19 protein-coding genes are annotated in these 25,927 nt (G+C 61.8%); 8 read left to right on the plus strand and 11 right to left on the minus strand.

Annotation, left to right across the window (positions count from 1 at the left end; all coding sequences use genetic code 11):
• Window positions 1–8 precede the first annotated feature (8 nt).
• The 3 genes from AAZU54_RS12905 to AAZU54_RS12915 all read left to right on the plus strand — a co-directional run bounded on the left by AAZU54_RS12905 (window position 9) and on the right by AAZU54_RS12915 (window position 3,267).
• A complete protein-coding gene (locus tag AAZU54_RS12905; RefSeq protein WP_186557481.1) occupies window positions 9–821 on the plus strand; it encodes an alpha/beta fold hydrolase in 813 nt (270 codons plus the stop codon).
• Entirely contained in the window at window positions 815–1,372 is a 558-nt protein-coding gene (locus AAZU54_RS12910; protein WP_186557480.1) for a peptidylprolyl isomerase, read from the plus strand. Before AAZU54_RS12905 ends, AAZU54_RS12910 begins: the two co-directional genes overlap by 7 nt.
• Before the next feature lie 62 nt (window positions 1,373–1,434).
• A complete protein-coding gene (locus tag AAZU54_RS12915) occupies window positions 1,435–3,267 on the plus strand; it encodes an ABC transporter ATP-binding protein (protein WP_186557479.1) in 1,833 nt (610 codons plus the stop codon).
• 138 nt (window positions 3,268–3,405) lie between these two features.
• Here AAZU54_RS12915 and AAZU54_RS12920 read toward each other — a convergent pair whose 3' ends face one another.
• Complete coding sequence (locus AAZU54_RS12920; protein WP_434727240.1) at window positions 3,406–4,533, minus strand: GNAT family N-acetyltransferase; 1,128 nt, start codon at window positions 4,531–4,533, stop codon at window positions 3,406–3,408.
• A gap of 252 nt (window positions 4,534–4,785) precedes the next feature.
• Here AAZU54_RS12920 and AAZU54_RS12925 point away from each other — a divergent pair, with 252 nt between their 5' ends.
• On the plus strand, window positions 4,786–6,030 hold the full coding sequence (locus tag AAZU54_RS12925; RefSeq protein WP_186557477.1) for a putative porin: 1,245 nt from the start codon (window positions 4,786–4,788) through the stop codon (window positions 6,028–6,030).
• 574 nt (window positions 6,031–6,604) lie between these two features.
• On the opposite strand, the gene AAZU54_RS12930 is transcribed toward AAZU54_RS12925, so the two are convergent.
• From AAZU54_RS12930 to hrpA, 4 genes are all read right to left on the minus strand, one after another.
• Window positions 6,605–7,447: an IS3 family transposase gene (locus AAZU54_RS12930; RefSeq protein ID WP_434727258.1), complete on the minus strand. Its 843-nt coding sequence runs from the start codon at window positions 7,445–7,447 to the stop codon at window positions 6,605–6,607.
• Entirely contained in the window at window positions 7,444–7,752 is a 309-nt protein-coding gene (locus AAZU54_RS12935) for a transposase (RefSeq protein ID WP_434727241.1), read from the minus strand. Before AAZU54_RS12935 ends, AAZU54_RS12930 begins: the two co-directional genes overlap by 4 nt.
• A gap of 742 nt (window positions 7,753–8,494) precedes the next feature.
• Entirely contained in the window at window positions 8,495–9,616 is a 1,122-nt protein-coding gene (locus AAZU54_RS12940; RefSeq protein WP_264237078.1) for a beta-ketoacyl-ACP synthase III, read from the minus strand.
• A gap of 240 nt (window positions 9,617–9,856) precedes the next feature.
• Window positions 9,857–13,762: an ATP-dependent RNA helicase HrpA gene (gene hrpA, locus AAZU54_RS12945; protein ID WP_434727242.1), complete on the minus strand. Its 3,906-nt coding sequence runs from the start codon at window positions 13,760–13,762 to the stop codon at window positions 9,857–9,859.
• A gap of 506 nt (window positions 13,763–14,268) precedes the next feature.
• On the opposite strand from hrpA, the gene AAZU54_RS12950 reads away from it, so the two are divergent.
• Window positions 14,269–15,633, plus strand: coding sequence for a glutamine synthetase family protein (locus AAZU54_RS12950; RefSeq protein ID WP_186557725.1), 1,365 nt, complete (start codon window positions 14,269–14,271; stop codon window positions 15,631–15,633).
• A 30-nt stretch (window positions 15,634–15,663) separates the two neighbouring features.
• Window positions 15,664–16,971 (plus strand): NAD(P)/FAD-dependent oxidoreductase, encoded by a 1,308-nt coding sequence (locus AAZU54_RS12955; protein WP_434727243.1) that lies wholly within the window; start codon window positions 15,664–15,666, stop codon window positions 16,969–16,971.
• Between the two features lie 60 nt (window positions 16,972–17,031).
• Here the strand turns inward: AAZU54_RS12955 and fadD1 are convergent, their stop codons facing one another.
• Window positions 17,032–18,729 (minus strand): long-chain-fatty-acid--CoA ligase FadD1, encoded by a 1,698-nt coding sequence (gene fadD1, locus AAZU54_RS12960; RefSeq protein WP_186557723.1) that lies wholly within the window; start codon window positions 18,727–18,729, stop codon window positions 17,032–17,034.
• A gap of 338 nt (window positions 18,730–19,067) precedes the next feature.
• Complete coding sequence (gene fadD2, locus AAZU54_RS12965) at window positions 19,068–20,756, minus strand: long-chain-fatty-acid--CoA ligase FadD2 (protein WP_405129660.1); 1,689 nt, start codon at window positions 20,754–20,756, stop codon at window positions 19,068–19,070.
• A gap of 203 nt (window positions 20,757–20,959) precedes the next feature.
• On the opposite strand from fadD2, the gene AAZU54_RS12970 reads away from it, so the two are divergent.
• Together AAZU54_RS12970 and AAZU54_RS12975 are read left to right on the plus strand one after the other, a co-directional pair.
• Complete coding sequence (locus tag AAZU54_RS12970; protein ID WP_434727244.1) at window positions 20,960–21,904, plus strand: lysophospholipase; 945 nt, start codon at window positions 20,960–20,962, stop codon at window positions 21,902–21,904.
• Window positions 21,905–21,937: 33 nt separating this feature from the next.
• A complete protein-coding gene (locus AAZU54_RS12975; protein ID WP_186557720.1) occupies window positions 21,938–22,408 on the plus strand; it encodes a MaoC family dehydratase in 471 nt (156 codons plus the stop codon).
• 134 nt (window positions 22,409–22,542) lie between these two features.
• Here the strand turns inward: AAZU54_RS12975 and AAZU54_RS12980 are convergent, their stop codons facing one another.
• The 4 genes from AAZU54_RS12980 to AAZU54_RS12995 are packed head-to-tail and all read right to left on the minus strand — an operon-like array spanning window position 22,543 to window position 25,109.
• Window positions 22,543–23,781, minus strand: a complete 1,239-nt coding sequence (locus AAZU54_RS12980; protein WP_312153003.1) for an RNA polymerase sigma factor — start codon at window positions 23,779–23,781, stop codon at window positions 22,543–22,545.
• Window positions 23,781–24,263 (minus strand): SRPBCC family protein, encoded by a 483-nt coding sequence (locus AAZU54_RS12985; protein WP_186557718.1) that lies wholly within the window; start codon window positions 24,261–24,263, stop codon window positions 23,781–23,783. The genes AAZU54_RS12980 and AAZU54_RS12985 overlap by 1 nt, the downstream gene beginning before the upstream one ends.
• An 18-nt stretch (window positions 24,264–24,281) precedes the next feature.
• Window positions 24,282–24,626 (minus strand): YciI family protein, encoded by a 345-nt coding sequence (locus AAZU54_RS12990; protein ID WP_186557717.1) that lies wholly within the window; start codon window positions 24,624–24,626, stop codon window positions 24,282–24,284.
• A gap of 57 nt (window positions 24,627–24,683) precedes the next feature.
• Window positions 24,684–25,109 (minus strand): YybH family protein, encoded by a 426-nt coding sequence (locus AAZU54_RS12995; RefSeq protein ID WP_186557716.1) that lies wholly within the window; start codon window positions 25,107–25,109, stop codon window positions 24,684–24,686.
• Window positions 25,110–25,927 lie beyond the last annotated feature (818 nt).

Below are 25,927 nucleotides of genomic sequence, written 5' to 3' on the forward strand. Positions count from 1 at the left end.
CCGCGCCCATGGCCTATTTCGAACACGAAGGATGCACGCTGCATTACGAGGAATACGGCCAGGGCGAGCCCCTGGTGCTGTTGCATGGGCTGGGCTCCAGTTGCCAGGACTGGGAGCTGCAGGTGCCCGAGCTGAGCCGGCACTATCGGGTGATCCTGATGGACATCCGCGGCCACGGCCGCTCTGACAAACCCCGCGATGGCTATCAGATCGCCACCTTCAGCGAAGACCTGCTGGCCCTGCTCGAACACCTGCGCACCGGTCCAGTGCACTTCGTTGGCCTGTCGATGGGCGGTATGATCGGCTTTCAGTTTGCCGTCGACCACCCGCAGTGGCTACGCAGCCTGTGCATCGTCAACAGCGCCCCCGAGGTCAAGCGACGCACCCGCAGCGACTGGATCTGGTGGGCAAAACGCTGGGGCCTGGCGCGTCTGCTCAGCGTCGAAGCCGTCGGCAAGGGCCTGGCCGAGCGGCTGTTCCCCAAACCCGAACAAGCCGATCTTCGCCAGAAGATGGCCCAGCGCTGGGCACGCAACGACAAGCGCGCCTACCTCAAGAGCTTCGACGCTATCGTCGACTGGGGCGTGGCGGAACGCATCGGCCAGATCGGCTGTCCCACCCTGGTGATCGCCGCCGACCACGATTACACACCGATACAACTGAAACAGCGCTACGTCGCCTTGATACCCCAGGCTAGACTGGCAGTCATAGAAGATTCCCGGCACGCTACACCCCTCGATCAACCCGAGGTCTTCAACCAGACCCTGCTGCACTTTCTTGCAGCCGCCTCCACCTCTCAAGGATCTTTGAGCCCATGCTGAAAAAACTCCTGCTCGCCGCCTGCTCGGTTGCCTTCGCCACCAGCGTCATGGCCTCGGACAAGACCCCGCACGTTCTGCTCGACACCAGCTTCGGCCAGGTCGAAATCGAGCTGAACGCGGAAAAAGCGCCGATCAGTACCAAGAACTTCCTTGAGTACGTCGACAGTGGTTTCTACAACAACACCATCTTCCACCGCGTGATCCCAGGCTTCATGGTCCAGGGCGGCGGCTTCACCGAGCAGATGGTGCAGAAGAACACCAACGACCCGATCCGCAACGAAGCCAGCAATGGCCTGCATAACGCCCGCGGCACCCTGTCCATGGCCCGCACCTCCAACCCGAACTCGGCCACCAGCCAGTTCTTCATCAACGTTGCCGACAACGCCTTCCTCGACCCAGGTCGCGATGCCGGATATGCCGTGTTCGGCAAGGTCACCAAAGGCATGGACGTGGTTGACCAGATCGTCAATTCGCCGACCACTATCAAAAAGGGCATGCGTGATGTACCGGCCGATCCGGTGTTCATCAAGTCCGCCAAACGCATCGACTGAGTGCAGGCCTCACAGGGATGTGAACCGCCTGCAGGTCGGGTAGAACAGGAGTTGTAACCCCCATGCTGTACCGCCGTTTCGAGCAATTGATCGACATCTTCCGCGAAGCGCCGAGCGAGGCGCCTCCGAGCACGGTGTGGCCGTTCTACCTCTACTACCTGCGTCAGGTGTGGCCAAGCTTCTTGGCCCTGCTGATCGTTGGCCTGGTCGCCTCGTTGATCGAGGTGGCCATGTTCAGCTACCTGAGCCGGATCATCGACCTGGCCCAAGGCACGCCCAACGCCAACTTCTTCAGCGAGCACAGTGGCGAGCTGATCTGGATGCTGGTGGTGGTCCTGCTGCTGCGTCCGGTGTTCTTCGGCCTGCACGACCTGCTGGTGCACCAGACCATCAACCCGGGGATGACCAGCCTGATCCGCTGGCAGAACCACACCTATGTGCTCAAGCAGAGCCTGAACTTCTTCCAGAGCGACTTCGCCGGGCGTATTGCCCAGCGCATCATGCAAACCGGCAACTCCCTGCGCGACTCAGCGGTGCAGGCGGTGGATGCGCTGTGGCACGTGTTGATCTACGCGATCAGCTCGCTGGTGCTGTTCGCCGAGGCTGACTGGCGGCTGATGCTGCCGCTGCTGGTGTGGATCGCCTGCTACATCGCCGCTTTGCTGTACTTCGTGCCGCGGGTCAAGGAGCGCTCGGTGATTTCCTCCGATGCGCGCTCCAAACTGATGGGGCGCATTGTCGATGGCTACACCAACATCGCCACCCTCAAGCTGTTCGCCCATACCGACTACGAGCAGCAATACGCCCGCGAGGCGATCCGTGAGCAGACCGAGAAAACCCAGCTGGCCGCTCGCGTGGTGACCAGCATGGACGTGGTGATCACCACCCTCAACGGCTTGCTGGTCGTCACCACCACAGGGCTTGCGCTGTGGCTGTGGACCCAGTCGCTGATCACGGTCGGTGCCATCGCACTGGCTACTGGCCTGGTGATTCGTATCGTCAACATGTCCGGCTGGATCATGTGGGTGGTCAACGGCATCTTCGAGAACATCGGCATGGTCCAGGATGGCCTGCAAACCATCGCCCAGCCGGTGACGGTCACCGACAGCCCCAACGCACCGGTGCTCAAGGTCACTCGCGGTGCAGTGCGCTTCGACAACGTGGGTTTCCATTACGGCAAAGGTGGCAAGGTCATCGACGGCCTCAACCTGGACATTCGCCCTGGCGAGAAGATCGGCCTGATCGGCCCCTCTGGGGCAGGCAAATCGACCTTGGTCAATCTGCTGCTACGCCTGTACGACCTGGAAAGCGGGCGCATCCTGATCGATGGCCAGGACATCGCCGAAGTGAACCAGGCCAGCCTGCGCGCGCAGATCGGCATGATCACCCAGGACACCTCGCTGTTGCACCGCTCGATCCGCGACAACCTGCTGTACGGCCGCCCCGATGCCAGCGAACAGGCGTTGTGGGAAGCTGTGCGCGGGGCACGGGCCGACGAGTTCATCCCGCAGCTGTCCGATGCCCAGGGGCGCACTGGCTTCGATGCGCATGTGGGTGAGCGCGGGGTCAAGCTGTCTGGCGGACAGCGTCAGCGTATCGCCATCGCCCGGGTGCTGTTGAAGAACGCACCGATCCTGATCATGGATGAGGCTACCTCGGCGCTGGACTCAGAGGTGGAAGCGGCGATTCAGGAAAGCCTGGAGACCCTGATGCAGGGCAAGACGGTGATTGCCATTGCCCACCGGCTGTCGACCATCGCCCGGATGGACCGGCTGGTGGTGCTGGACAAAGGGCATATCGTCGAAAGCGGAACCCATGCCGAACTGCTCGCGCACCAAGGGCTGTATGCGCGGTTGTGGCATCACCAGACTGGCGGTTTTGTCGGCGTCGATTGAGTTTCAGGCTGGCGCGCCCCCATCGCGGGGCAAGCCCGCTCCCACGCTAACCAGCTATGCGGCTATGCGGCTATGCGGCTATGCAGCCATTGCGTGGGAGCGGGCTTGCCCCGCGATGAGGCCACAACAGCCCACCCATCAACCCCGCCGATAAGGCAGCATCCCCCGCGCCTCCTTGGCATAAGCCCTGACCCCCTCGCGCTCCTGCCCAAGAAAATCCTCCACCGCCCGCCTCAACCCCGGATGCAACAGATAGTGCCACGACCGCGTGATCACCGGCTCAAACCCGCGAATCAGCTTGTGTTCGCCCTGTGCCCCCGCATCGAAGCGCTGCAAGCCTTGGGCAATGGCAAAGTCCATCCCCTGGTAGAAGCACGTCTCAAAGTGCAACCGATCGAACTCGGCCAGGCACCCCCAATAGCGCCCATACAAGCTATCGCTGCCCACCAGGCTCAGCGCCATGGCCACATCCCGCCCCGCCTGGCGCGCCACCACGACGCGGATCGCCTCGGGCATGCGCTCGGCCAGCAGGCTGAAAAACGCCCGCGTGAGGTACGGCGTTCGCCTACGTACGGCATAGGTGTTGGCGTAACACAGATACACGAAATCCCACTGCGCTTGGCTCAGCTCATCGCCGCGATACCACTGGAACTCGATACCCTGCCCCAGCACCTGCTCACGCTCCTTGCGCATCTGCTTGCGCTTGCGCGAGCTGAGAGTATCGAGAAAGTCCTGGAAATCCCGATAGCCCTGATTGCGCCAATGAAACTGGCAACCCAGGCGCTCCATCCAGCCCGGCAGACCGGCAATCGACTGGTCCAGGGCGCTGTCGGTGAAATTGATGTGGGCGCCCGACAAGCCACCCTTGCCCAGATACTCAGGCAGCGCCTGCAGCAACAGCAGGCCATCGGCAGGATCCTCGGTTAGCAATCGCGGGCCACTGACCGGGCTGAACGGTACGGCGCCCAGTAACTTGGGGTAGTAGGCAATCCCGGCGCGCTCACAGGCATCGGCCCAACCGTGATCGAACACGTACTCGCCGAACGAATGCCATTTGCGATAGGCCGGCAGCACCGCGCGCACCTGCCCGTCACGCTCCAGGATCAAGTGCTCGGCAGCCCAGCCGGTGGCGGGCACGACGCTGCCGCTGTCCTCCATCGCGGTCAGAAACGCATGCCGTAGAAACGGCTGGCCGGCGGGCACCAGCGCATCCCAGGTCGCCGCTGGCAGGTCGCGCAAATGGGCAAGGCTGTACAGGCTGATCACGGTTTCACTCTCCAAGAGGCGCCTGCCAGTATCCCGGATGCAGGGCGCGACTGACAAACCTCAAGCGCACTGACAGCGGTTTTCTTAACGGCAGTGCCACTAAATAGACATTATTCTGTCATCCCCCCTCGCAATACTTGCGCCTGTTTTCCGGAACCCCAGCGACCTGTCTATTCAGGCCTTTTCCGAAGACTTGCCAACTCGGGGGCGGGCGCACAAGCCTCCCCATACTTTTCCAACAGGGAGAACCTTATGCGTCTTGTTTCTACACTTACTGGAGTGAGCCTCACCGGCCTGATGCTGGCTCTGAGTACTCCAGCCAGTGCTGCAGTCGACGCCAAGCTGCTCGAAATGCTCCGCGCCAACGGCTCGATCAACCAGGCGCAGTACAACGAACTGCAGGCCGACCTGTCGAAGGAAACCAAGGAAAAGGCAGACATGAAGGCTCAATCCGAGCGGATGAGCTCCTTTGAACAGAAAGTCGCCTGGGCCGCCAAGACCCAGATCAAGGGCGATGTGCGCCTGCGCTACGAAGACGTCAATGTCGACGAACCGAACAGCTCCAGCGGCAACCAGGACCGTCAGCGCGTGCGTGCCCGTGTTGGCTTCTACAGCGAGATCAACCCGCAGGTCGACGCCGGCATCCGTGTCGCCACCGGCAGCAGCGCTGACCGTCGCTCGACCAACCAGAGCCTGGACAACTACTTCGACAAGAAGTCGCTGTGGGTTGACCTGGCCTACCTCGACTGGCACCCAACCGCCCTGCCCGGCCTGCACCTGATCGGCGGCAAGATGGCCCAGCCTTGGGTCAGCATGGGCGACATCATCTGGGACAGCGACATCAACCCGGAAGGTGTGGCTGCTACCTACAAGACCGACCTGGGCGGCGCCGAAGTGTTCGCCAGCGCGGGTCAATACACCCTCAAGGACAACGTCGACGGCGACGGCGTGCAGTACAAGCACGACGCCCAGGTCTACCACGGCCAGCTGGGGGCGAAGTTCGCGCCGATGGATGCCCTCAAGGTCACCGTGGGTGCGAGCATCTATGGCTATGACAACGACAAGGAAGCCACCATCCTGCAGTCGTTCGGCAACACCACCAACGAGTTCAACCTGGTGGAAGGCTTCGGTCAGATCGACCTGACTGGCCTGGCTGTACCGCTGTCGGCCTATGGTCAGTACGTGAAGAACACCGAGAGCACCGATGGCGAAGACCAGGCTTGGCTGGCGGGCCTGAAGACCAAGCTCGGTGCCTGGAGCCTGGACTATAACTACCGCGATGTGCAGCGTAACGCTGTGGTCAGCCTGTTCACCGACTCTGACTTCGGTAACGGCTTCACGGGTTCGCGCGGTCACAAGTTCAAGGTGGGTTACGAGATCGACAAGAACTTCTCGGTGGGTGCTGCTTATCTGATGGCCAAGACCGATCTGTCGCAGCTGCCTAACAGCAATGCTGATGTCGATACGTTGCAGGTGGATCTGGAAGCTAAGTTCTAAGGTGTAGTTGCTCTGCGTTAGTGAAAGCGGGAAGTGCCGAACCCCATCCGGCGCTTCTCGCTTTTTTTCGTTTGGGTTGGGCTTGGGCTTTTAGAGGTTTGAGCATATCCATTGGCTAGGGTGGCGCTGAGTCACCTTTCCGCCCTTACGGCGGGTCACTTTTGGCAGACGCCCCAAAAGTAACCAAAAGGTCTGCGCTCCACCATCCGGCCCTACGCTGCGCTTCGGGTCCCCTCGCTTCGGTGCCTTCCGGGCCCGCGCGGCCTACGATTTGCTACGCAAATCTACATCTCGCGCCTTCGGCTACGCCGAAGGGTGCTGACGCACCTGGCCCTACAGACACCTACGCTCGGCCTCCTGAAGTCGCGAAGTTAGTGGCGGCGACTGGGCTGGCGTTATCTGGCGATAGTGGCAGGTGTGGTGGATAGTCGGCCGTCATCGCGGGCAAGCCCGCTCCCACGGGTACCGTCAGCCGCAAGAGCGGCGCAATACTAGTGGCAAATGTGGTGGATGTTCCGGCCTCTTCGCGGGCAAGCTGTTCTGGTCAAGTTTTGCCGGACACCGTTTACGGTGATCAAGCTGCCTGCTGCTCCATAGCTATTGGCGACAGGTAGTTGTTATAGCTGTGGAGCCTGATTCGGTTGTATCTCATGAAGAAGCTGGTCATATCCTGCCTGGCTTCTTCAATTGCCGCGTAGCCCTTGGCGGGCACCCACTCCGACTTGAGCGTCCCAAAGAAGCGCTCTGTTGGCGCGTTGTCCCAGCATTGCCCTCTGCGGCTCATACTTTGCGTTATTCCGTGCTCAAGCAGTTCGGACTGGAAGCGTTGGCTGGTGTATTGGCAGCCTTGGTCTGAATGAAACATCAAGCCTGCATGTTTTCCTCTAATCTCCACCGCCATTCTCAGCGCCTTGCTAACCAGGTTGGCGTCATTGATCAGAGAAAACGCCCAACCAACAATTCGGCGGGCGAACAGATCAATGACCACTGCCAAGTGATACCAGCGCTTACCGACCATCAGGCTGGTAACGTCGCCGCACCAGACTTGGTTGATTGCCGTTGGCTCGAAGTTACGGTCGAGCAGGTTTTTGGCCACAAATGCCTCGACGCCCTTGGAGCGATACTGATGACGACGGCGCTGCCTGCTGGCCAGGTTAGCCTCCGCCATGAGCCTTCCGGCCAGATAACGCCCCACCTTGAGTTGTTGAGCTTTCAAGTGCTGAGAGATCATCCGCGCGCCCACGCTTCCCCGGCTTTCAACGTGCAATTGCACGACTTTCGCTCTGAGCGCGTCACGCTTGGTATTCGGCGCTGAACGGCGGCGAAGCCAGTCATAAAACGCACTGCGGGAAACGCCCAGGGCGTCGCAAAGCAGGCTGGTCGGATACGAGTCCGACTCTCTCAGCTCCTCAATCAGGAAAAACGATCGGGATCCGACATCAAGAGAGCCGTAGCCTTTTTTAAGATTTCAGCCTCGGTCTCCAGTCGCTTGACCTTGGCTCGCAGTTGTTGGAGCTCTCGCTGTTCGTCGCTGATTGCCTTGGTGCCTGCCACTGGCTGGCCTTTCTGGCGCTCTTTTCGAACCTGATCCACCCAACGGCGCAGCGCCGTAGGGCCGACGTCCATTGATGCGCAGACGTCAGGAATCGAGCAGTTGTCATCAAGAACCATGCTTGCAGCACGGTGCTTGAACTCGCGGGTATAGGTCTTTCGTTCTTGCATGGAACCTCCTGATTGGGCGAATCATATCGCCCTTAAGAGGTGTCCGGGATCATTAGGCCAGTTCAAGCCCGCTCCCACAGGCTCACCGTCAGCCGCAAGAGCGGCGCGGTACTTGTGGCAGGTGTGGTGGATATTCTGGCCTCTTCGCGGGCAAGCCCGCTCCCACAGGTTCACCGCCAGCCGGAAGAACCGCGCGGTACCTGTGGGAGCGGGCTTGCCCGCGAAGAGGCCGGAACAAACCACACAAAAGAAAAATTCAAACCTTGGCTTTGGCTTTGGCTTTGGCTTCTGCGAGAGCGTAGCAATTCGCTGCTCTTGATCTTCATGCGCGCAATTCCAGGCGCCGCAGATTCGCGACTTCAGGAGGCTGAGCAGAGGTGCCTGGAGGGCCAGGTGCGCCAGCACCCTTCGGCGTAGCCGAAGGCGCGAGATGTAGATTTGCGCAGCAAATCGTAGGCCGCGCGGGCCCGGAAGGCGCCGGCGCGAAGGGACCCGAAGCGCAGCGGAGGGCCGGATGGTGGAGCGCAGACCTTTTTGGTTACTTTTGGCTGGGCCGGCACACCGGGCGTCTGCCAAAAAGTGACCCGCCGTAAGGGCGGAAGGGGCCAGTAGCAGCGCCCCAAAAAACGGATAAGCTCACATTCCAAGAACTCAACTCAAAACCAGCGCTAACCCCCACAAAATGGCCGCAAAGGTGACTCAACGCCACCCCCGCAACCAGAAAAAACCCAAACCCCAAAAATCACCGCTTACGCAAAATCACACTACCAATCGAATACCCAGCGCCAAACGAACTCAGCACCCCCACCGCCCCCACAGGCAAATCATCCTGATACAGGTGCAGGGCAATCACCGACCCCGCCGAACTGGTATTGGCATACCGATCCAGAATCACCGGCGCATCTTCCTCAGCCACATCCCGCCCAACCAGCTTCTTGACGATCAAGTGATTCATGCTCAAGTTGGCCTGATGCAACCAGAAACGCTTCACATCGCTCGGCTGCAGACCATTCTCTTGCAAGTGCTGGCCGATCAGCTCAGCCACCATCGGACACACCTCACGGAACACCTTGCGCCCTTCCTGAACGAACAGTTTGTCCGCTGCCCCCTCACCCTCCTCCGCCGCACGGTTAAGGAAGCCGAAGTTGTTGCGGATGTTGTTGGAGAACTGAGTCAGCAACTTGCTGCTGACGATCTCGAACTGATGCGCCGAAGTCGCCAGGTCAGCACGCTCGAGCAGCACGGCGGTAGCGGCATCGCCAAAGATGAAGTGGCTGTCACGATCACGGAAGTTCAGGTGAGCGGTACACACCTCAGGGTTGACCACCAGCACCGCACGGGCCTGGCCCAGCTGAATGCTGTTGGCGGCGGTCTGGATGCCGAAGGTGGCCGACGAGCAGGCAACGTTCATGTCGAAGCCAAAACCGTTGATGCCCAACGCCTGCTGCACTTCGATGGCGATAGCCGGATACGGGCGCTGCAGGTTGGAGCAAGCGACGATCACTGCATCGACATCGGCGGCAGTGCGACCTGCACGCTCAAGGGCCTGGCGGGCGGCGGTCACGGCCATCTCACAGAGGATCGAGGGCTCGTCATTGGAGCGCTCCGGCAACCGTGGCTTCATGCGCTGCGGATCGAGAATGCCGGCCTTGTCCAACACGAAGCGGCTCTTGATCCCCGACGCCTTCTCGATGAAGGCGGCGTTGGATTCGGCCAGGGCTTGGACTTCGCCACGCGCGATGGCCGCCGCGTTGTCCTGGTTGTACTGCGTGACCCAGGTATTGAACGACTCCACCAGTTCTTCGTTGGAAATGCTCTGGGCCGGGGTATACAGGCCGGTGCCGCTGATTACGACGTTATGCACGGTCGTTCCTCTGGTCAGAGGCCATCGCCGCGCGGCGCTGGCCGAAATAAGGGGCAAGATAATGGCACCTTGGTGCCAATTTACAATTGCAACTTCCCGCTGAAACGGGAGAACCAGCGAGGGCTATGCCCTCGTTCGCGGGTAAACCTGCTCCCAGAGTTCTCGTGGGAGCCAGTCTAGCTCGCGAATGACCGCAAAGCGGCCGCAAAACTCCAGCAAGTTTGCCACATTTGCAGCGGTTTAGCCCTCTACCAGGCTCCACTGTTTGCTCAAGCGTTTGTCGGAAACCGGCACCTTGGTGCCCAGCTGCTGGGCGAACAGCGATACCCGATATTCCTCCAGCAACCAACGGTACATGAGCAACTGCTCGTCGCGCTTGCCCTCCTGGGCATGCTTGTCGGCGCGTGTCTTGTACTGGGTCCAGAGAGTGGCCAATTCGCCACTCCAGACGCGGTCCTTCTGCACTTGCGAGCCGAGTTTCTCCAGGCGCAATTCGATGGCTTTGAGGTAGCGGGGCAATTCCTTGAACCACACCCCAGGCGTATCGCGCACAAAACCGGGGTAGACCAGGTTGGCCAACTGCAGCTTGATGTCGTTCAAGGCAACCGCCTGGTTCAAGTCGATCTTGCCTTTGAAGCGCTTCTGCAAACCATGCCACAGCTTGAGCACCTCAAGCGTCAGCCTGGCCAAGCGCTCGGCGTGCTCAGCCCAACTGCCGCGCTTGCGCTCGGCCAACGAAGCAAGGCCCGCCCCATCGCGCGGCAGCTGCACTTCACCTTCCAGGATGCAGCTGTCGAGACTGGCCAGCAGGATGTCCTCGACCAACGCCTCGACCCGGCCCATGTCGCGGTACAGCAGCCCCAGCTCGGTCAGCCCGGGCAACTTGCCCCGCAGGAACTTGGCCGGCTCTGCCAGCTGTTGCAAAAGCAAACGTTGCAATGCGCGGCGATGCTGGAACTGGGCCTCGGCGTGGGTCGAGAAACGTCCTTCACGTACGCTGCCGTTCTCTTCGACCAGCGCCGGGTAGACCGTCATCGACAGCCCGGCGATCTTTTGCTGGGCGGTTTCAGCGACGTCGGCGAAGGCCTTGGCCTGCACCGGCTGCTCGGACTTTTCCGTACGCGGCATGGCCAGTGCAGCTTGGCTTGCTGCGACAAATCGGGAAGTCAGCTCGGCCAGATCGCGCCCTTCGCCAAGGAACTTACCCTGGCCGTCGACCACTTCGATGTTCATCCGCAGGTGGCTCTCGACCAGCTCAGCCGCTTGCGCCCAAGCCTCATCGGTGACCCGCGCGCCGGTCATGCGCAGCAGCTCCTGACCCAGCGCCTGGGGCAAACCGCCCTGGCCAAAGGTCATCCGCGCCAGGGCGGCCTTGACGAAGTCCGGCACCGGCACGAAGTTCTTGCGCAAGGCCTTGGGCAGGTTGCGTACCAGGGCAATGCACTTGGCCTCGAGCAAGCCTGGCACCAACCATTCCAGGCGCTCACCCGGCAGGCTCGGCAGCAACGGCGCCGGCACCCGCACAGTGACGCCATCGCGCGGATGGTTCGGCTCGAAATGGTAGCTCAGCGGCAGGCTCAGCTCGCCCACCTTGAGGCTGTCAGGGTATTGCGCGGCGGTCACTTCACTGGCCTCGCGGGCCAGCACATCCTCTTCGCGCATGATCAGCAGATGGGCGTCTTTCTGGCTGGTCATGCGATACCAGGCGTCGAACGTCGCCGTCTGGTGAATCTCGGCAGGCAGGCGCGCTTCATAGAAGGCGTAGAGAGTTTCCTCATCGGCGAGAATGTCGCGTCGGCGCGCCTTGGCCTCGAGCTCGTCGAGCTGTGCGAGCAGGCGTTTGTTAGCCGCCAGGCACTTGGCCCGCGACTGAATCTCACCGCCAACCAAACCCTCGCGGATAAACAGCTCGCGTGATACCACCGGATCGATCGGCCCGTAGTGCACCGGGCGCCGGCCGACCAGGATCAAGCCATACAGGGTGATCTGTTCATAGGCCACCACTTGCCCGCGCTTTTTCTCCCAGTGCGGCTCGAAGTGGTTTTTCTTGATCAGGTGCCCCGCCAGCGGCTCGATCCAGTCTGGCTCGATCTTGGCCACCATGCGCGCATACAGCTTGGTGGTTTCGACCAGTTCGGCGGCCATCACCCATTGCGGGCGCTTGCGGCCGATGCCGGACGAGGGGTGGATCCAGAAGCGGCGCTGGCGCGCGCCCTGGTAGTCACCCTCTTCGGTCTTGTGGCCGATCTGGCTGAGCAGGCCACTGAGAATGGCCTTGTGCATGCGCTGATAGTCAATGGGTTCTTTATTAACGGTCAGTTGCAGGTCGCGACAGATCAGCGACAACTGGCGATGGGCATCGCGCCATTCGCGCAGGCGCAGGTAATTGAGGAAGTTCTTCCGGCACCAGTTTCGCAGCGGGTTGGCGGTCAGCGCCTGACGCTGCTCTTCGAAACCGCGCCACAGATTGACCAGCGCGGCAAAGTCCGAATCGACGTCTTTCCACTGCGCGTGGGCTTGATCCGCTGCCTGCTGACGCTCCGGCGGACGCTCGCGTGGATCCTGCACCGACAGCGCGCTGGTGACGATCAATACTTCCTGCAGACTGCCCAAGCGGGCGCCTTCGAGCAGCATGCGGCCCAGCCGCGGATCGATAGGCAAACGCGCCAGTTGCCGGCCGAGCGGGGTCAGCTGGTTCTCGCGATTGACCGCCGACAGCTCCTGCAGCAGGTTGAAACCGTCGCTGATGGCCTTGCCATCAGGCGGTTCGATGAAGGGGAAGGCATCAATCGCACCCAGGCGCAGGTGGAGCATCTGCAAGATCACCGCCGCCAGGTTGGTGCGCAGGATCTCCGGATCGGTGAACGCCGGCCGGCCGTTGAAGTCGTCTTCGCTGTACAGGCGCACACAGATGCCCGGCTCGACCCGCCCACAGCGTCCCTTACGCTGGTTGGCACTGGCTTGCGAGACCGCCTCGATAGGCAGGCGCTGAACCTTGGCGCGATAGCTGTAACGGCTGATCCGCGCGGTGCCACTGTCGATCACATAGCGGATGCCGGGCACCGTCAGGGAAGTCTCGGCCACGTTGGTGGCGAGCACCACGCGCCGGCCTGGGTGCGACTGGAAGATCTTCTGCTGCTCTGCCGGCGACAGCCGGGCGTACAGTGGCAAGATCTCGGTGTGACGTAGCTGGGCCTTGCGCAAGATCTCGGCAGCGTCGCGAATCTCACGCTCGCCGGGCAGGAACACCAGCACATCACCCGGCCCCTTGCCGACACTGCGTTCGTGCGCGGCGATTTCATCGAGGGTAGCCAGGATCGCCTGATCAACTGTCAGGTCGTCTTCAACCTGGTTGCCTTCCTCGTCCTGCTCGCTGGTCAGCGGCCGATACCAGGTTTCTACCGGGTAGGTGCGGCCCGAGACTTCAATGATCGGCGCGTTATCGAAATGCTTGGAGAAGCGCTCCAGATCGATGGTCGCTGAAGTGATGATCAGCTTCAGCTCGGGCCGGCGATGCAGCAAGGTCTTCAGATAACCGAGCAAGAAGTCGATGTTCAGACTGCGCTCGTGGGCCTCGTCGACGATGATCGTGTCGTAGCGCTCAAGAAACCGATCATGCTGGGTTTCGGCGAGCAGGATGCCATCGGTCATCAGCTTGACCAGGGTGTTGGAATCGCTCTGATCCTCGAACCGCACCTGGTAGCCGACCAGCGCACCCAGCGGCGTGCCGAGTTCTTCCGCGACCCGCGCGGCAACGCTGCGTGCGGCGATCCGCCGGGGCTGGGTGTGAGCGATCTGGCCGTGGCTGCCACGGCCCAGTTCCAGGCAGATCTTGGGCAACTGAGTGGTCTTGCCCGAACCGGTTTCGCCGGCGATCACCAGGACCTGGTGTTCACTCAAGGCCTTCTTGATCTCGTCGCGTTTGGCGGCGATCGGCAGATTATCGTCGTAGCGGATACTCGGCACGCTTTGCTGGCGCGCAGTGACCTGGGCGAACGAGGCCTGGACCTTGTCCACCCACTGCGCCAGCTTGGCCTCGTCAGGGCGCTTGCGCAGCTCATGCAATTGCCGACGCAGACGATGGCGGTCGGCGATCATGGCGTGGTCGAGGTTGTTCAGCAGCTGGTCGATGGCGTGGTCTGTCATGGGGCTTTTTAATGATGCAGGTGAGCCTGCTTGTGCATGATCGGCATTCGAAGGGCTGCGATTGTCGCATAACGTAGCGCTTTATGGAGGTTCGCGTGGGAGCGGGCTTGCCCCGCGATAGCCCTTTACCCGCTATCGCGGGGCAAGCCCGCTGCCACGCCAACATCCTACAAGGTGGCTGCATTTGTTTAGCCAAGCGCGAACTGAAGGTAGCCATTCACTGATTTAATCAACCTTACAGCCCATGGGAGTATCGAGCCATGATCCTCCTCCCCAGCATCGCCCAGCCGCCGTCACGCCCTTCCTTGCCGAAGGTCCGGGCCTGCGCTGGCGAAAATCCGCTGGTGCACATCATCCTCGCCTTCTGGGCCTTGTGGCACTGCCGTCACGCGCGCCCACCGGATGCTTTACTCACGCTTGACTGACCCATTCCGGCCCACCGGCCGGCTGACCCAGTATGACCTGGCGCCTGTTGTGCGCAGGTCCTGTGCGCGAGCGAATCCATCATGCACTTTGCTCCTATCGAGCAGGCCGAACGCTTTTTGGCCGACAACCCTGATATCGACCTGATCGAGCTGTTCATCCTCGACGCCAACGGCGTGCCACGCGGCAAGCTGCTGCACCGCGATGAGCTGTTGGCGGTATACGAAAGTGGCCGGCCATTGCCCAGTACCATCCTCGGCCTGACCCTCAATGGCGATGATGTCGAGAACTCCGGGCTGGTCTGGGACGTCGGCGATATCGACTGCCGCGCCTACCCGCTCGACGGTAGCCTGGTCCGTCTGCCGTGGCGGCGTGTGCCTACCGCTGCTGTGCAAGTCAGCATGCACCCCAGCGAAGGCCTACCCGCCAGCGTTGCCGATCCACGCCACGTACTGCTGCGCACCATCGAGGCGCTCAAGGCTGATGGCTTGCATCCGGTGATGGCCTGTGAGCTTGAGTTCTACCTGCTCGACCAGCAGCGCGATGCCCACGGCCGCCCGCAGCCAGCGCTGGACAACGACGGCGGCCGGCCACGCGCCACCCAGGTCTATGGCCTGCGCGAACTGGAGCAGATCGAGCCGTTCCTCGCCGACCTGTACGCGGCTTGCAAAGCCCAGGGCATCCCGGCGCGCACGGCGATTTCCGAATACGCCCCCGGCCAGGTGGAGATCACCCTGGAGCATGGCGACGCCTTGGCGGCGATGGATCAGGCGGTGCGCTACAAACGCCTGGTCAAGGGCATCGCCCATGCCCACGGCATGCAGGCCTGCTTCATGGCCAAACCGTTTTCGGATCTGGCCGGCACCGGCATGCACATGCACCTGAGCCTGGCCGATGAGCAGGGCAACAATCTGTTCGCCAGCAGCGATCCGGCAGGCACCCCGCTGCTGCGCCAGGCAGTCGCTGGCATGCTGTGCCACCTGCACGAATCGCTGTTGCTGTTCTGCCCCAACGCCAACTCGTTCCGGCGCTTCCAGGCCAACAGCTATGCGCCGCTGGCGCCGACCTGGGGCGTCGACAACCGCACCGTCAGCCTGCGCGTGCCGGGCGGCCCGGCCAACAGCCGGCATGTCGAGCACCGCATCTGCGGCGCCGATGCCAACCCCTACCTGGCCGCCGCCGCGATCCTCGCCGCCAGCCACCAAGGCATCCGCCAACAGCTCGACCCCGGCGCGCCCGTGCAAGGCAACGGCTATGCCCAGGCTACCGAGCACCTGCCCACTGACTGGCTGACCGTGCTCGATGCCCTGGAGCAGTCGAGCTGGGCCAAAGAAGCGCTGGGCGAGGCCTTCCTCGGTGTGTACCTGAAGGTCAAGCGTGCCGAGTATCGCCAGTTCATGGCCGAAGTCGGCGAGCAGGACTGGCGCTGGTACCTGCACCAGGCCTGAGCCCTACCCTCTTTCTGTCAAGGAACCACCATGAACGCAGCACTGAACAACGGCGCGGCCCAGCGCGCGCCGTCCTACTACAGCGCCACCCTCAACGATTCGACCCAATACCCGACCCTGCAGGGCACCCATCAGGTCGACGTGGCGATCATCGGCGGTGGCTTCACCGGCGTCGCCACCGCCGTGGAGTTGGCCGAGCGCGGCCTTAAGGTGGCGATCGTCGAAACCCACCGCATTGGTTGGGGCGCCAGCGGGCGCAACGGCGGCCAGGTCACCGGCAGCCTGTCGGGCGATGAAGCGATGCGCACGCAAATGCGCGATCGGCTCGGCGCCGAAGTCGACGACTTCATCTGGCAGCTGCGCTGGCGCGGCCACCAGATCATCGAGCAGCGAGTGCAGCGTTATGGCATCGATTGCGACTTGAAGCGCGGCCATCTGCATGCGGCGATGAAGCCTTCGCACATGGACGAGCTGCGCAGCTTTGAGGCCGAGGCGCAGCGTCGTGGCATGGGCGATCAAGTCGAGTTGCTTGATCGCCAAGCGGTGGCTCGCCAGCTGCAAAGCCCGCTGTACCTGGGCGGCCTGAAGAACCGCCGCAACCTGCACCTGCATCCGCTCAACCTGTGCCTGGGCGAGGCCCGCGCCGCCCACAGCCTGGGCGCGCTGATCTTTGAAAACTCCGAAGTGCTGGAGATCATCCACGGCCCGCGCCCGGCGGTGGTCACTGCCCAGGGCCGGATCGAGGCCCGCCAGGTGATGCTGGCCGGCGATGTCTACCACAAGCTGGAAAAGCGCCAGCTCAAGGGCAAGATCTTCCCGGCCATGGGCGGCATCGTCACCACCGCACCCCTGGGGGAACTGGCCGCGCAGATCAACCCCGAGGACCTGGCGGTGTACGACTGCCGCTTCGTCCTCGACTACTACCGCCTGACAGCCGACAAGCGCTTGCTGTTCGGCGGTGGCGCCAATTATTCAGGCAAGGATTCGCGGGATATCGCCGGCGAGCTGCGACCGTGCATCGAGCGCACCTTCCCCGCGCTCAAGGGCGTGCCGATCGAGTTCCAGTGGAGCTGTGCGATGGGCATCGTGGTCAACCGCATTCCGCAGTTGGGCAAGCTTTCGCAGAATGTCTGGTACTGCCAGGGCTATTCCGGGCACGGCATCGCCACCAGTCACATCATGGGCGAGATCATGGCCGAGGCACTGACGGGGACGCTGGAGAAGTTCGACACCTTTGCGGCGTGCAAGCACATCAAGGTGCCGATGGGGGATCTGTTGGGCAATCCGCTGTTGGCGGCGGGGATGTGGTACTACCAGATGCTGGAAAAACTACGCTAGAGCCCTCATGGGAGCGGGCTTGCCCCGCTCCCATGCAGCCTGTTCGAAGTCGTCTGGACCTCAGGCGATCTTCTTCAAGCCCTGCTTCTTCAGCTCTTCGTCACGCAACTCACGGCGCAGGATCTTGCCGACGTTAGTGGTCGGCAACGCATCGCGGAACTCGATGTAGCGCGGCACCTTGTAGCCCGTGACGTTGGCGCGCATGTGCTCCATCACCTGCTCCTTGGTCAGGGTCATGCCTGGCTTGACCACGATGAACACCTTGATCAGCTCGCCCGACTTCTCGTCCGGCACGCCAATCGCAGCGCACTGCAGCACGCCCGGCAAACCGGCCAGGACGTCTTCGAGCTCGTTGGGGTACACGTTGAAGCCCGAGACCAGGATCATGTCTTTCTTGCGATCGACGATGCGCATGTAGCCATCGAGCTGGATCAGGGCAATGTCGCCGGTCTTCAGCCAGCCGTCGGCGTCGAGGATCTCGGCGGTAGCGTCTTCGCGCTGCCAGTAGCCCTTCATCACCTGCGGGCCCTTCACGCACAGCTCGCCGACTTCACCCAGGCCAAGCTCCTGGCCGTTGTCATCGATGACCTTGCACAGGGTCGAGGGCACCGGAATGCCGATGGTCCCGACCTGGTTGGCCTCGGCCGGGTTGACCGCTGCTACCGGGCTGGTCTCGGTCATGCCGTAGCCTTCACAGATGGCGCAGCCGGTGACGGTCTTCCAGCGCTCGGCCACGCTCAGTTGCAAGGCCATGCCACCAGACAGGGTGATCTTCAGCGCCGAGAAATCCAAAGCACGGAAGGCTTCGTTGTTGCACAGGGCCACGAACAGGGTATTGAGGCCAACGAAACCGCTGAACTTCCACTTGCCCAGTTCCTTGACCATGGCCGGCAAATCGCGCGGGTTGCTGATCAGCACGTTGTGGTTACCGATCAGCATCATGGCCATGCAATGGAAGGTGAACGCATAGATGTGGTACAGCGGCAACGGGGTGATGAGGATCTCGCACCCTTCATGCAGGTTGGCACCCATCAGTGCCCGGCACTGCAGCATGTTGGCCACCAGGTTGCGGTGGGTGAGCATGGCGCCCTTGGCCACACCGGTGGTCCCACCGGTATACTGCAGCACGGCAACATCGTTGGGCTGCGGATTGGCCTCGGTAACCGGCTGGCCATGGCCTTTGGCCAAGGCATCGTTGAAGCGCACGGCGCCTGGCAGGTGGTACGCCGGAACCATCTTCTTCACGTACTTGATGACGCTGTTGATCAGCAGGCGCTTGATCGGCGGCAGCAGGTCGGCCACTTCGGTGACGATGACATGCTTGACCTGGGTCTTGGGCACGACCTTTTCAGCCAGGTGGGCCATGTTGGCCAGGCACACCAAGGCCTTGGCGCCGGAGTCGTTGAACTGGTGCTCCATCTCCCGCGCGGTGTACAGCGGGTTGGTGTTGACCACGATCAGCCCAGCGCGCATGGCGCCGAATACGGCTACAGGGTATTGCAGGACATTAGGCAGCTGTACGGCAATCCGATCACCTGGCTTGAGGTCGGTGTGCTGTTGCAGCCAGGCAGCAAAAGCTCCTGACAAGGCATACAGCTCGCCATAGGTGATGGTTTTGCCCAGGTTGCTAAAGGCCGGTTTGTCGGCAAAGCGTTGGCAGGACTGCTTGAGTACCGCTTGGATATTGGGGAATTCGTCAGGATTGATTTCCGCCGTAATCCCGGCTGGGTACTTATCCTTCCAAAAATTTTCGATCATGGAAGCCCACTCCTTCAGCAACAGCGAATTCATCACGCGTTTATGCGTTTATTATTGATATGAGATGACGGTTCATTGCAAACCGTATCCTCTGAAAGCGGGCCGAGAGTAACAGCTTTACCAGGGGTCGCCTAGAGGCCAAAACAGGCCTGACGGTCACGAAAATGACTCAATGAATTATATGAGTCATTTTTAGAGTATTTAACCAAAATGTCGCAAATCGGGCTGTATTGCGCATTTTAGAGGGGTTTGAACGCCATCGCGGGGCAAGCTCGCTGCCACGTCTGTTTTATACGTGAGAGCCAGCTTGCCCCGCGATGGCGAAGGACAGCAGGTGATCAAGCGATGTCGCGCAACTCCCGGCGTAGGATCTTGCCTACCGGGGTCATCGGCAGCGAATCGCGCAGGACAATGTGCTTGGGCACCTTGTAGCCAGTGAAGTTGGCCTTGCAGTAGGCCTTGAGCTCCTCGACGCTGAGCCCGCCCTCACGCGGTACCACGAACAACTTCACCGCCTCGCCCGAGCGCTCGTCGGGCACGCCGATTGCCGCACAGTTGGCCACCTGTGGATGGCCCATGATCACGTCCTCGATCTCGTTGGGATACACGTTGAAGCCGGAGACGATGATCATGTCTTTCTTACGGTCGACGATGCGGGTAAAGCCATCGGGGTCGATCACCGCGATATCCCCGGTCTTGAACCAGCCCTCGGCATCCAGCGCCTGGGCGGTCGCCTCGGGCTGCTGCCAGTAGCCCTTCATCACCTGCGGGCCCTTGATGCACAGCTCGCCACGCTCACCCAGCGGCAACTCGTTGCCGTCATCGTCGATCACCTTGAAGGCGGTGCCTGCCACCGGAATGCCTACCGTGCCCAGCCGGGCCAACTGGCCATAGGGGTTGGTGCTGGCCACCGGCGAGGTTTCGGTCAGGCCATAGCCTTCGACGATGCGACAGCCGGTGAGGCTCTCCCAGCGCTCGGCGGTGGCCTTGACCAGCGCCGTGCCACCGGAGTTGGTGACCTTCAGCGCAGAGAAATCCAGCGACTTGAAGCCTGGGTGATCCATCAGTGCGACGAACAAGGTATTCAGACCGAGCAGAGCCGAGAAACGCCACTTGCCCAGTTCCTTGATGAAGCCCGGAATATCCCGCGGGTTGGTGATCAGCACGTTGTGATTGCCAGTGACCATCATGCACATGCAGTTCGCCGTGAACGCATAGATGTGGTACAGCGGCAGCGGTGCGATCATTACCTCCTGGCCCTCCTTGATCAGCTTCTGCCCGTCCGGCCCGTGCTGGGAGAAGCAAGCGAGCACCTGGAGCATGTTGGCGACCAGGTTGGCGTGGGTCAGCATCGCGCCCTTGGCCAAGCCCGTGGTGCCACCGGTGTACTGCAGCACGGCGATGTCGTCGAGGGTCAGCGGCACTGGTTTGTGGGTCAGCTCCCTGCCCTGGCGCAGCACCTGCTTGAACGGCACTGCCTGCGGCAGGTTGAAGGCCGGCACCATCTTCTTGACCTTGTCCACCACGGTATTGATCAGCCAGCCCTTGGCCGTGGGCAGCAGGTCGCCCATTTTCGCTTCGATCAGGTACTCGATGCCGGTATCGGGTAGCACCTCCTGTACGCGCTTGCCGAACATGTTCAGGTAGACCAGGGCACGGGCGCCGGAATCCTTGAACTGGTGGCGCATCTCACGCTCGGTGTACAGCGGGTTGGTATTGACCACGATCAGCCCGGCGCGCAAGGCGCCGAACACGGCGATGGGGTACTGCAACACGTTGGGCATCTGCACCGCGATGCGATCCCCAGGGGCCAGATCGGTGTTGTGCTGCAGCCAGGCGGCGAAGGCCGCCGAATGGCGCTCAAGCTCAGCGTAGCTGAGGGTCACGCCCAGGTTGCTGAACGCCGGGCGGTCGGCGAAACGCTTGCAGGAGCGCTCGAACACTTCGACGACGGAGCGGTAAGCATGGATATCAATGGTGGAAGGCACGCCCGCCGGGCGCTTGTCATTCCAGAAATCGGCTTGCATTTATTGTTGTTCCTCTTTGCCTGGACCGTCCCTGACCTGATTGCCTGATGGCAATTAGGCGTTCAGCCGACGTTAGCAGGTAAGCAGGAGGTGGCAAATACGCCAAGTGCTGCCATTAACATTGTGAATCTTATTTGTGCCCTTCCTGCAATTTGGCCGATTGTGCATAAACTGTGCTCGAACCCGCGCGCAAAGGACCCGCCATGCCCCATGACGCCTTCTGGCTGCCTGCCAGCGAGCATTGCAGCCTGTACGTCCATCAGTGGCTGCCAACTACACCGGTCAAGGCCGCTGTGTTGCTGGCCCACGGCATGGCCGAGCACGCTGGGCGCTACCGCCGCCTGGGTCATGCCCTGAGCGAGGCAGGCTTTGCCCTGTTCGCCCCTGACCTGCGCGGCCACGGGCGTACCGCCGAGCTTGGCCACTTGGGCCTGTTTGCCCGCCATCATGGCTGGAATGCCGTGGTCAACGACCTCGGCCTGCTCGCCCAGCACATCGGCCAGACGTATCCGGGGACTCCGCTGTTCCTGTTCGGCCACAGTATGGGCAGCTACATTGCCCAGGCCTACCTGCTGCATCACAGCGCCAGTGTGCAGGGGGCGATCCTCAGCGGTTCGAATTTCCAGCCGCCAGCGCTCTCTCGAGCGGCTGCGGCCATTGCCCGCGTCGAAGCCTGGCGCCAAGGTGCCATGGGCAAGAGTGCGCTGATCGAGTGGCTGTCGTTTGGCTCGTTCAATAAGGCCTTCAAGCCTAACCGTACCGCCTTCGACTGGCTCAGCCGCGACCCTGAAGAGGTCGACAAGTACGTCGCCGACCCCTTGTGCGGCTTTCGTTGCAGCAACCAGTTGTGGCTCGATCTACTGCAAGGCCTGGCGCAAATCAGCCAGCCGGGTAACCTGGCGCAGATTGATCCGAACCTGCCGATCCTGGTAATTGGCGGCGAATGTGATCCGGTCAGTGCCGGCAAGCGTCTCAAGGATCTGGCCGCCGCCTTGAGCGCGACCGGCAATCGACATGTGCAGCTGCGCCTGTACCCTCAGGCGCGGCATGAGCTGCTCAATGAAACCAATCGCGACGAGGTCTGCGCCGATATACTCGGCTGGCTCGAACAGGCGCTGGCCCTTGGCCGCCCTGCTCGCAGTGAATGATATGCGCCCTCGTCCGCCTACAAGGAAGCCCTGATGACCCAGGTCACCAACACCCCTTACGAAGCCCTCGAAGTGGGTCAGAAAGCCACCTTTGAGAAGTCCGTCGAAGAACGTGACATTCAGCTGTTCGCCGCGATGTCCGGTGACCACAACCCGGTGCACCTGGATGCCGAGTTCGCGGCCAAGAGCATGTTCCGCGAGCGTATTGCCCACGGCATGTTCAGCGGCGCGCTGATCAGTGCGGCAGTAGCCTGCACCCTGCCTGGCCCGGGCACCATCTACCTGGGTCAGCAGATGAGCTTCCAGAAGCCGGTGAAGATTGGCGACACCCTGACCGTGCGCCTGGAGATTCTGGAAAAGCTGCCCAAGTTCAAGGTGCGCATCGCCACCAATGTGTACAACCAGAACGATGAACTGGTGGTATCGGGCGAGGCCGAGATCCTGGCGCCACGTAAGCAGCAGACCGTTGACCTGGTTTCGCCGCCGAATTTTGTTGCCAGCTGAGTGATTGAATTGCGTCATTTGGCGCCTGTGCGGGCGATCATCGCAGGCTGCGCCAGCTCCCACGCCTCCCTGATAGGGCGGACAGGTGGGAGCGGGCTTGTCCCGCGATGAGGCCAGAGCTGACCCCCCTGCGCTCATTCCAGCGCCTTCAACCGCCGCTCTATATACCGCCGCTGCGGCCCCTGCTGGGTAAGCGCCAGGGCCTGCTGCCAGGCAGCACGCGCCTTGCTAACCTGCCCCAACTGAACATGCAGCTCTGCCTTGGCCGCATGCGCCAAGTGATAATCGCGCAGCTCCCCCCGATCCAGAATCGCCTGCACCGCCACCAAGCCCACCTGCGCACCATCGCGTTTGGCCAGTGCCGCTGCGCGGTTGAGCTCGACCACAGCTGACGGCCAATACCGCAGCAGCACGTCATACAAGCCGACGATCTCCTGCCAGTCGGTGTCTTCTGCCCGCTCAGCCTGGGCATGCACTGCGGCGATCGCCGCTTGCAGGCTGTACCCACCAAACTGCCGACTGCGTAAGGCCTGCTCCACCAGCTGGATGCCTTCGGCGATCTGCTGACGGTCCCACAGGCTGCGGTCTTGCTGGTCGAGCAGCACCAGCTCTCCTTGCGCATCGCTGCGCGCACGCTGCCGCGAAGCTTGCAGCAGCATCAGCGCCAGCAGGCCAAGCACCTCGGGGTCGGGCAACAACTGAACCAGCAGGCGCCCCAGGCGAATGGCTTCATCGCACAGCTCGCGCTGCACCAGATCCTCGCCCGAGGAGGCCAGGTAACCTTCGTTGAACACCAGGTAGATGACGCGCAACACGCTTTCCAGACGCTCAGGCAGCTCAGCCATCTCCGGCACCTGATACGGAATGCCTGCGTCGCGAATCTTCGCCTTGGCACGCACGATGCGCTGGGCGATGGTCGCCGGACTCTGCAGAAATGCCCGGGCGATCTGCTCGGTAGTCAGGCCACACACCTCGCGCAGGGTCAACGGCACTTGGGCATCGGCCGCCAGGGCTGGGTGGCAGCAGGTGAAGATCAACCGCAGGCGGTCATCGGCGAGTAACTCCTCCTCACTGGGATCACGCCCCTCACTGTCCAGCAGCATGATCAAATCCGCCTGGGAGCGATCGAAACGCATGCGCCGACGCAAGGCATCGATGGCCTTGAAGCGCCCAGTCGAGACCAGCCAGGCGCGCGGGTTATCCGGGATGCCATCACGCTGCCAGCGCTCGACGGCAATGAAGAAGGCATCGTGCATGGCCTCCTCGGCCAGGTCGAAGTCGCCCAACAGGCGAATCAGGGTCGCCAGGATGCGCCGCGAGTCGCGCCGATAGACCGCCTCGACTTGCTCACGTACGCGCTCTGGGCCAAGCATCAATCAGGCATCCGCTGGGTGACCACCTCCACCAGGCGGTCCAGGCTTTCTCCCCAGCCTTGATGAAAGCCCATTTCTTCATGGGCGCGGCAGTCGGCAGCATTCCAGTGCCAGGCACGGGCGGTGTAGCGGGTCTTGCCCAGCTCGTCGTCGAACGTCACCACAGCGGTCATGAAAGCCTTCTCCGATGGCACCCAGCCCGGCCCGAAGGCATCGGTGAACACCAGCCGCCGCGGTGCGGCGATCTCCAGGAACACGCCCTGGTTAGGGTACTCAGTACCATCGGGGGCGCGCATCAGGGTGCGGAACAGACCGCCAACCCACAGCTGCATCTCGCATTCGGGGGTGGTCATGCCGTGCGGCCCCCACCACTGCATAAGCCACTCCGGTTCGCTCCAGGCGCGGAACACCTTGGCTGCAGGCGCATCGATCAGGCGGCTGATGGACAGTTCGTGTTGCGGGCCAGGTTGGGCGTCGGTCATTGTTATTGTGCTCCGCTGTCAGGGTTGCAGTTCGCGTACCGGGCGCACCTCGACACTGCCCACGCGTGCGGCAGGAATGCCTTTGGCAATGTTCAACGCCTCATTCAGATCGCGAGCATCGACCAGATAGAAACCGGCCAACTGCTCCTTGGTCTCGGCGAAGGGCCCGTCGGTCAGGCTCATGTGGCCAGCGCGCACGCGTACCGTGGTGGCTGTCTGCACCGACTTGAGCGCCTCGGCCGCAAGCATGCGCCCGGAGCCATGCAATGAGTCCGCGTAGGCTTGGCACTCGGCGTCTTGCGGGCTCTCGGGCAGGCTGTGCAGCAGCCCTTCGTCACAATAGACCAGGCACAGGTATTTCATGGTCGTCTCCAGCGCTTGCGCACAGTGCGTTTGGCGATAAACCCGGGGGTTTTCAGTTCAAGGTTTGAGGTCGAACAGGGCTTTCTGGGTTTCCATGTCGAACGGCGCTGACCAATGCTCGTGGATCACCTGCCATTGCCCACCGCTACGACGATAGCCGACCGTGGCGCGCATGAAGCCGCACTGGCTTTGGTCATCCGACGGGCCGCAGCGATTGAGCCAATGGGCCAAGCCCAGGTCACCGTCGGCATGTATGGTCAGTTGTTCCATCTCGAACACCATCGGGCCGGTGCAGAAGCTCATGCACATTTCCCAGTGGGCGCGGTAGGCGGCCTTACCTTTGAATTGCAGCTCTTTGATGGCGTCGAAGGCGAGGATGTCGTCGGCGTAAGGGGCGGCGATACCGTCTAGGTCGCGGTCGCGGACGGCTTGCATCCAGGTGTCGATCAGTTGGCGGATTTCGGTTTCGGCTGCGCTGTTCATCTGTGGTTTCTCCGATCGGTCATGAGTGCTTGGTGTAGGAGGTTGCTGGGGCTTCATGGTTGGTCGAATGGGCTTGGGAGAAATCGACAGGTTGGTTGGGAATTGTTTTTTCGCGGTTTGGGATTGGAGGTTCTTGGGCTTGGGCTTGGGCTTGGGCTTGGGCTTGGGCTTGGGCTTGGGCTTGGGCTTGGGCTTGGGCTTTTAGAGTTTTGAGCATATCCATTGGCGAAGGTGGCGCTGAGTCACCTTTCCGCCCTTACGGCGGGTCACTTTTGGTCGTGGCCAAAAGTAACCAAAAGCCGTGCGCTCCACCATCCGGCCCTACGCTGCGCTTCGGGTTCCCTCGCCTCGGTGCCTTCCGGGCCCGCGCGGCCTACGATTTGCTACGCAAATCTACATCTCGCGCCTTCGGCTACGCCGAAGGGTGCTATCGCACCTGGCCCTACAGACACCTACGCTCGGCCTCCTGAAGTCGCGAAGTTAGTGGCGGCGACTGGGCTGGCGTTATCTGGCGATAGTGCCAGGTGTGGTGGATAGTCGGACGCCATCGCGGGGCAAGCCCGCTCCCACAGGTCCACCGCCAGCCGGAAGAACCGCGCGGTACCTGTGGGAGCGGGCTTGCCCGCGAAGAGGCCGGAACAAACAACACAGCAGAAAAATCAAAATTTGGCTTTGGCTTTGGCTTTGGCTTTGGCTTTGGCTTTGGCTTTGGCTTTGGCTTTGGCTTTGGCGAGAGCGTAGCGATTCGCTGCTCTTGATCTTCGTGCGCGCAAGTCCAGGCGCCGCAGATTCGCGACTTCAGGAGGCTGAGCAGAGGT

Origin of the sequence: Pseudomonas sp. Je.1.5.c, assembly GCF_051129895.1 — a bacterium.
In the GTDB taxonomy this organism is placed as follows: domain Bacteria; phylum Pseudomonadota; class Gammaproteobacteria; order Pseudomonadales; family Pseudomonadaceae; genus Aquipseudomonas; species Aquipseudomonas urmiensis.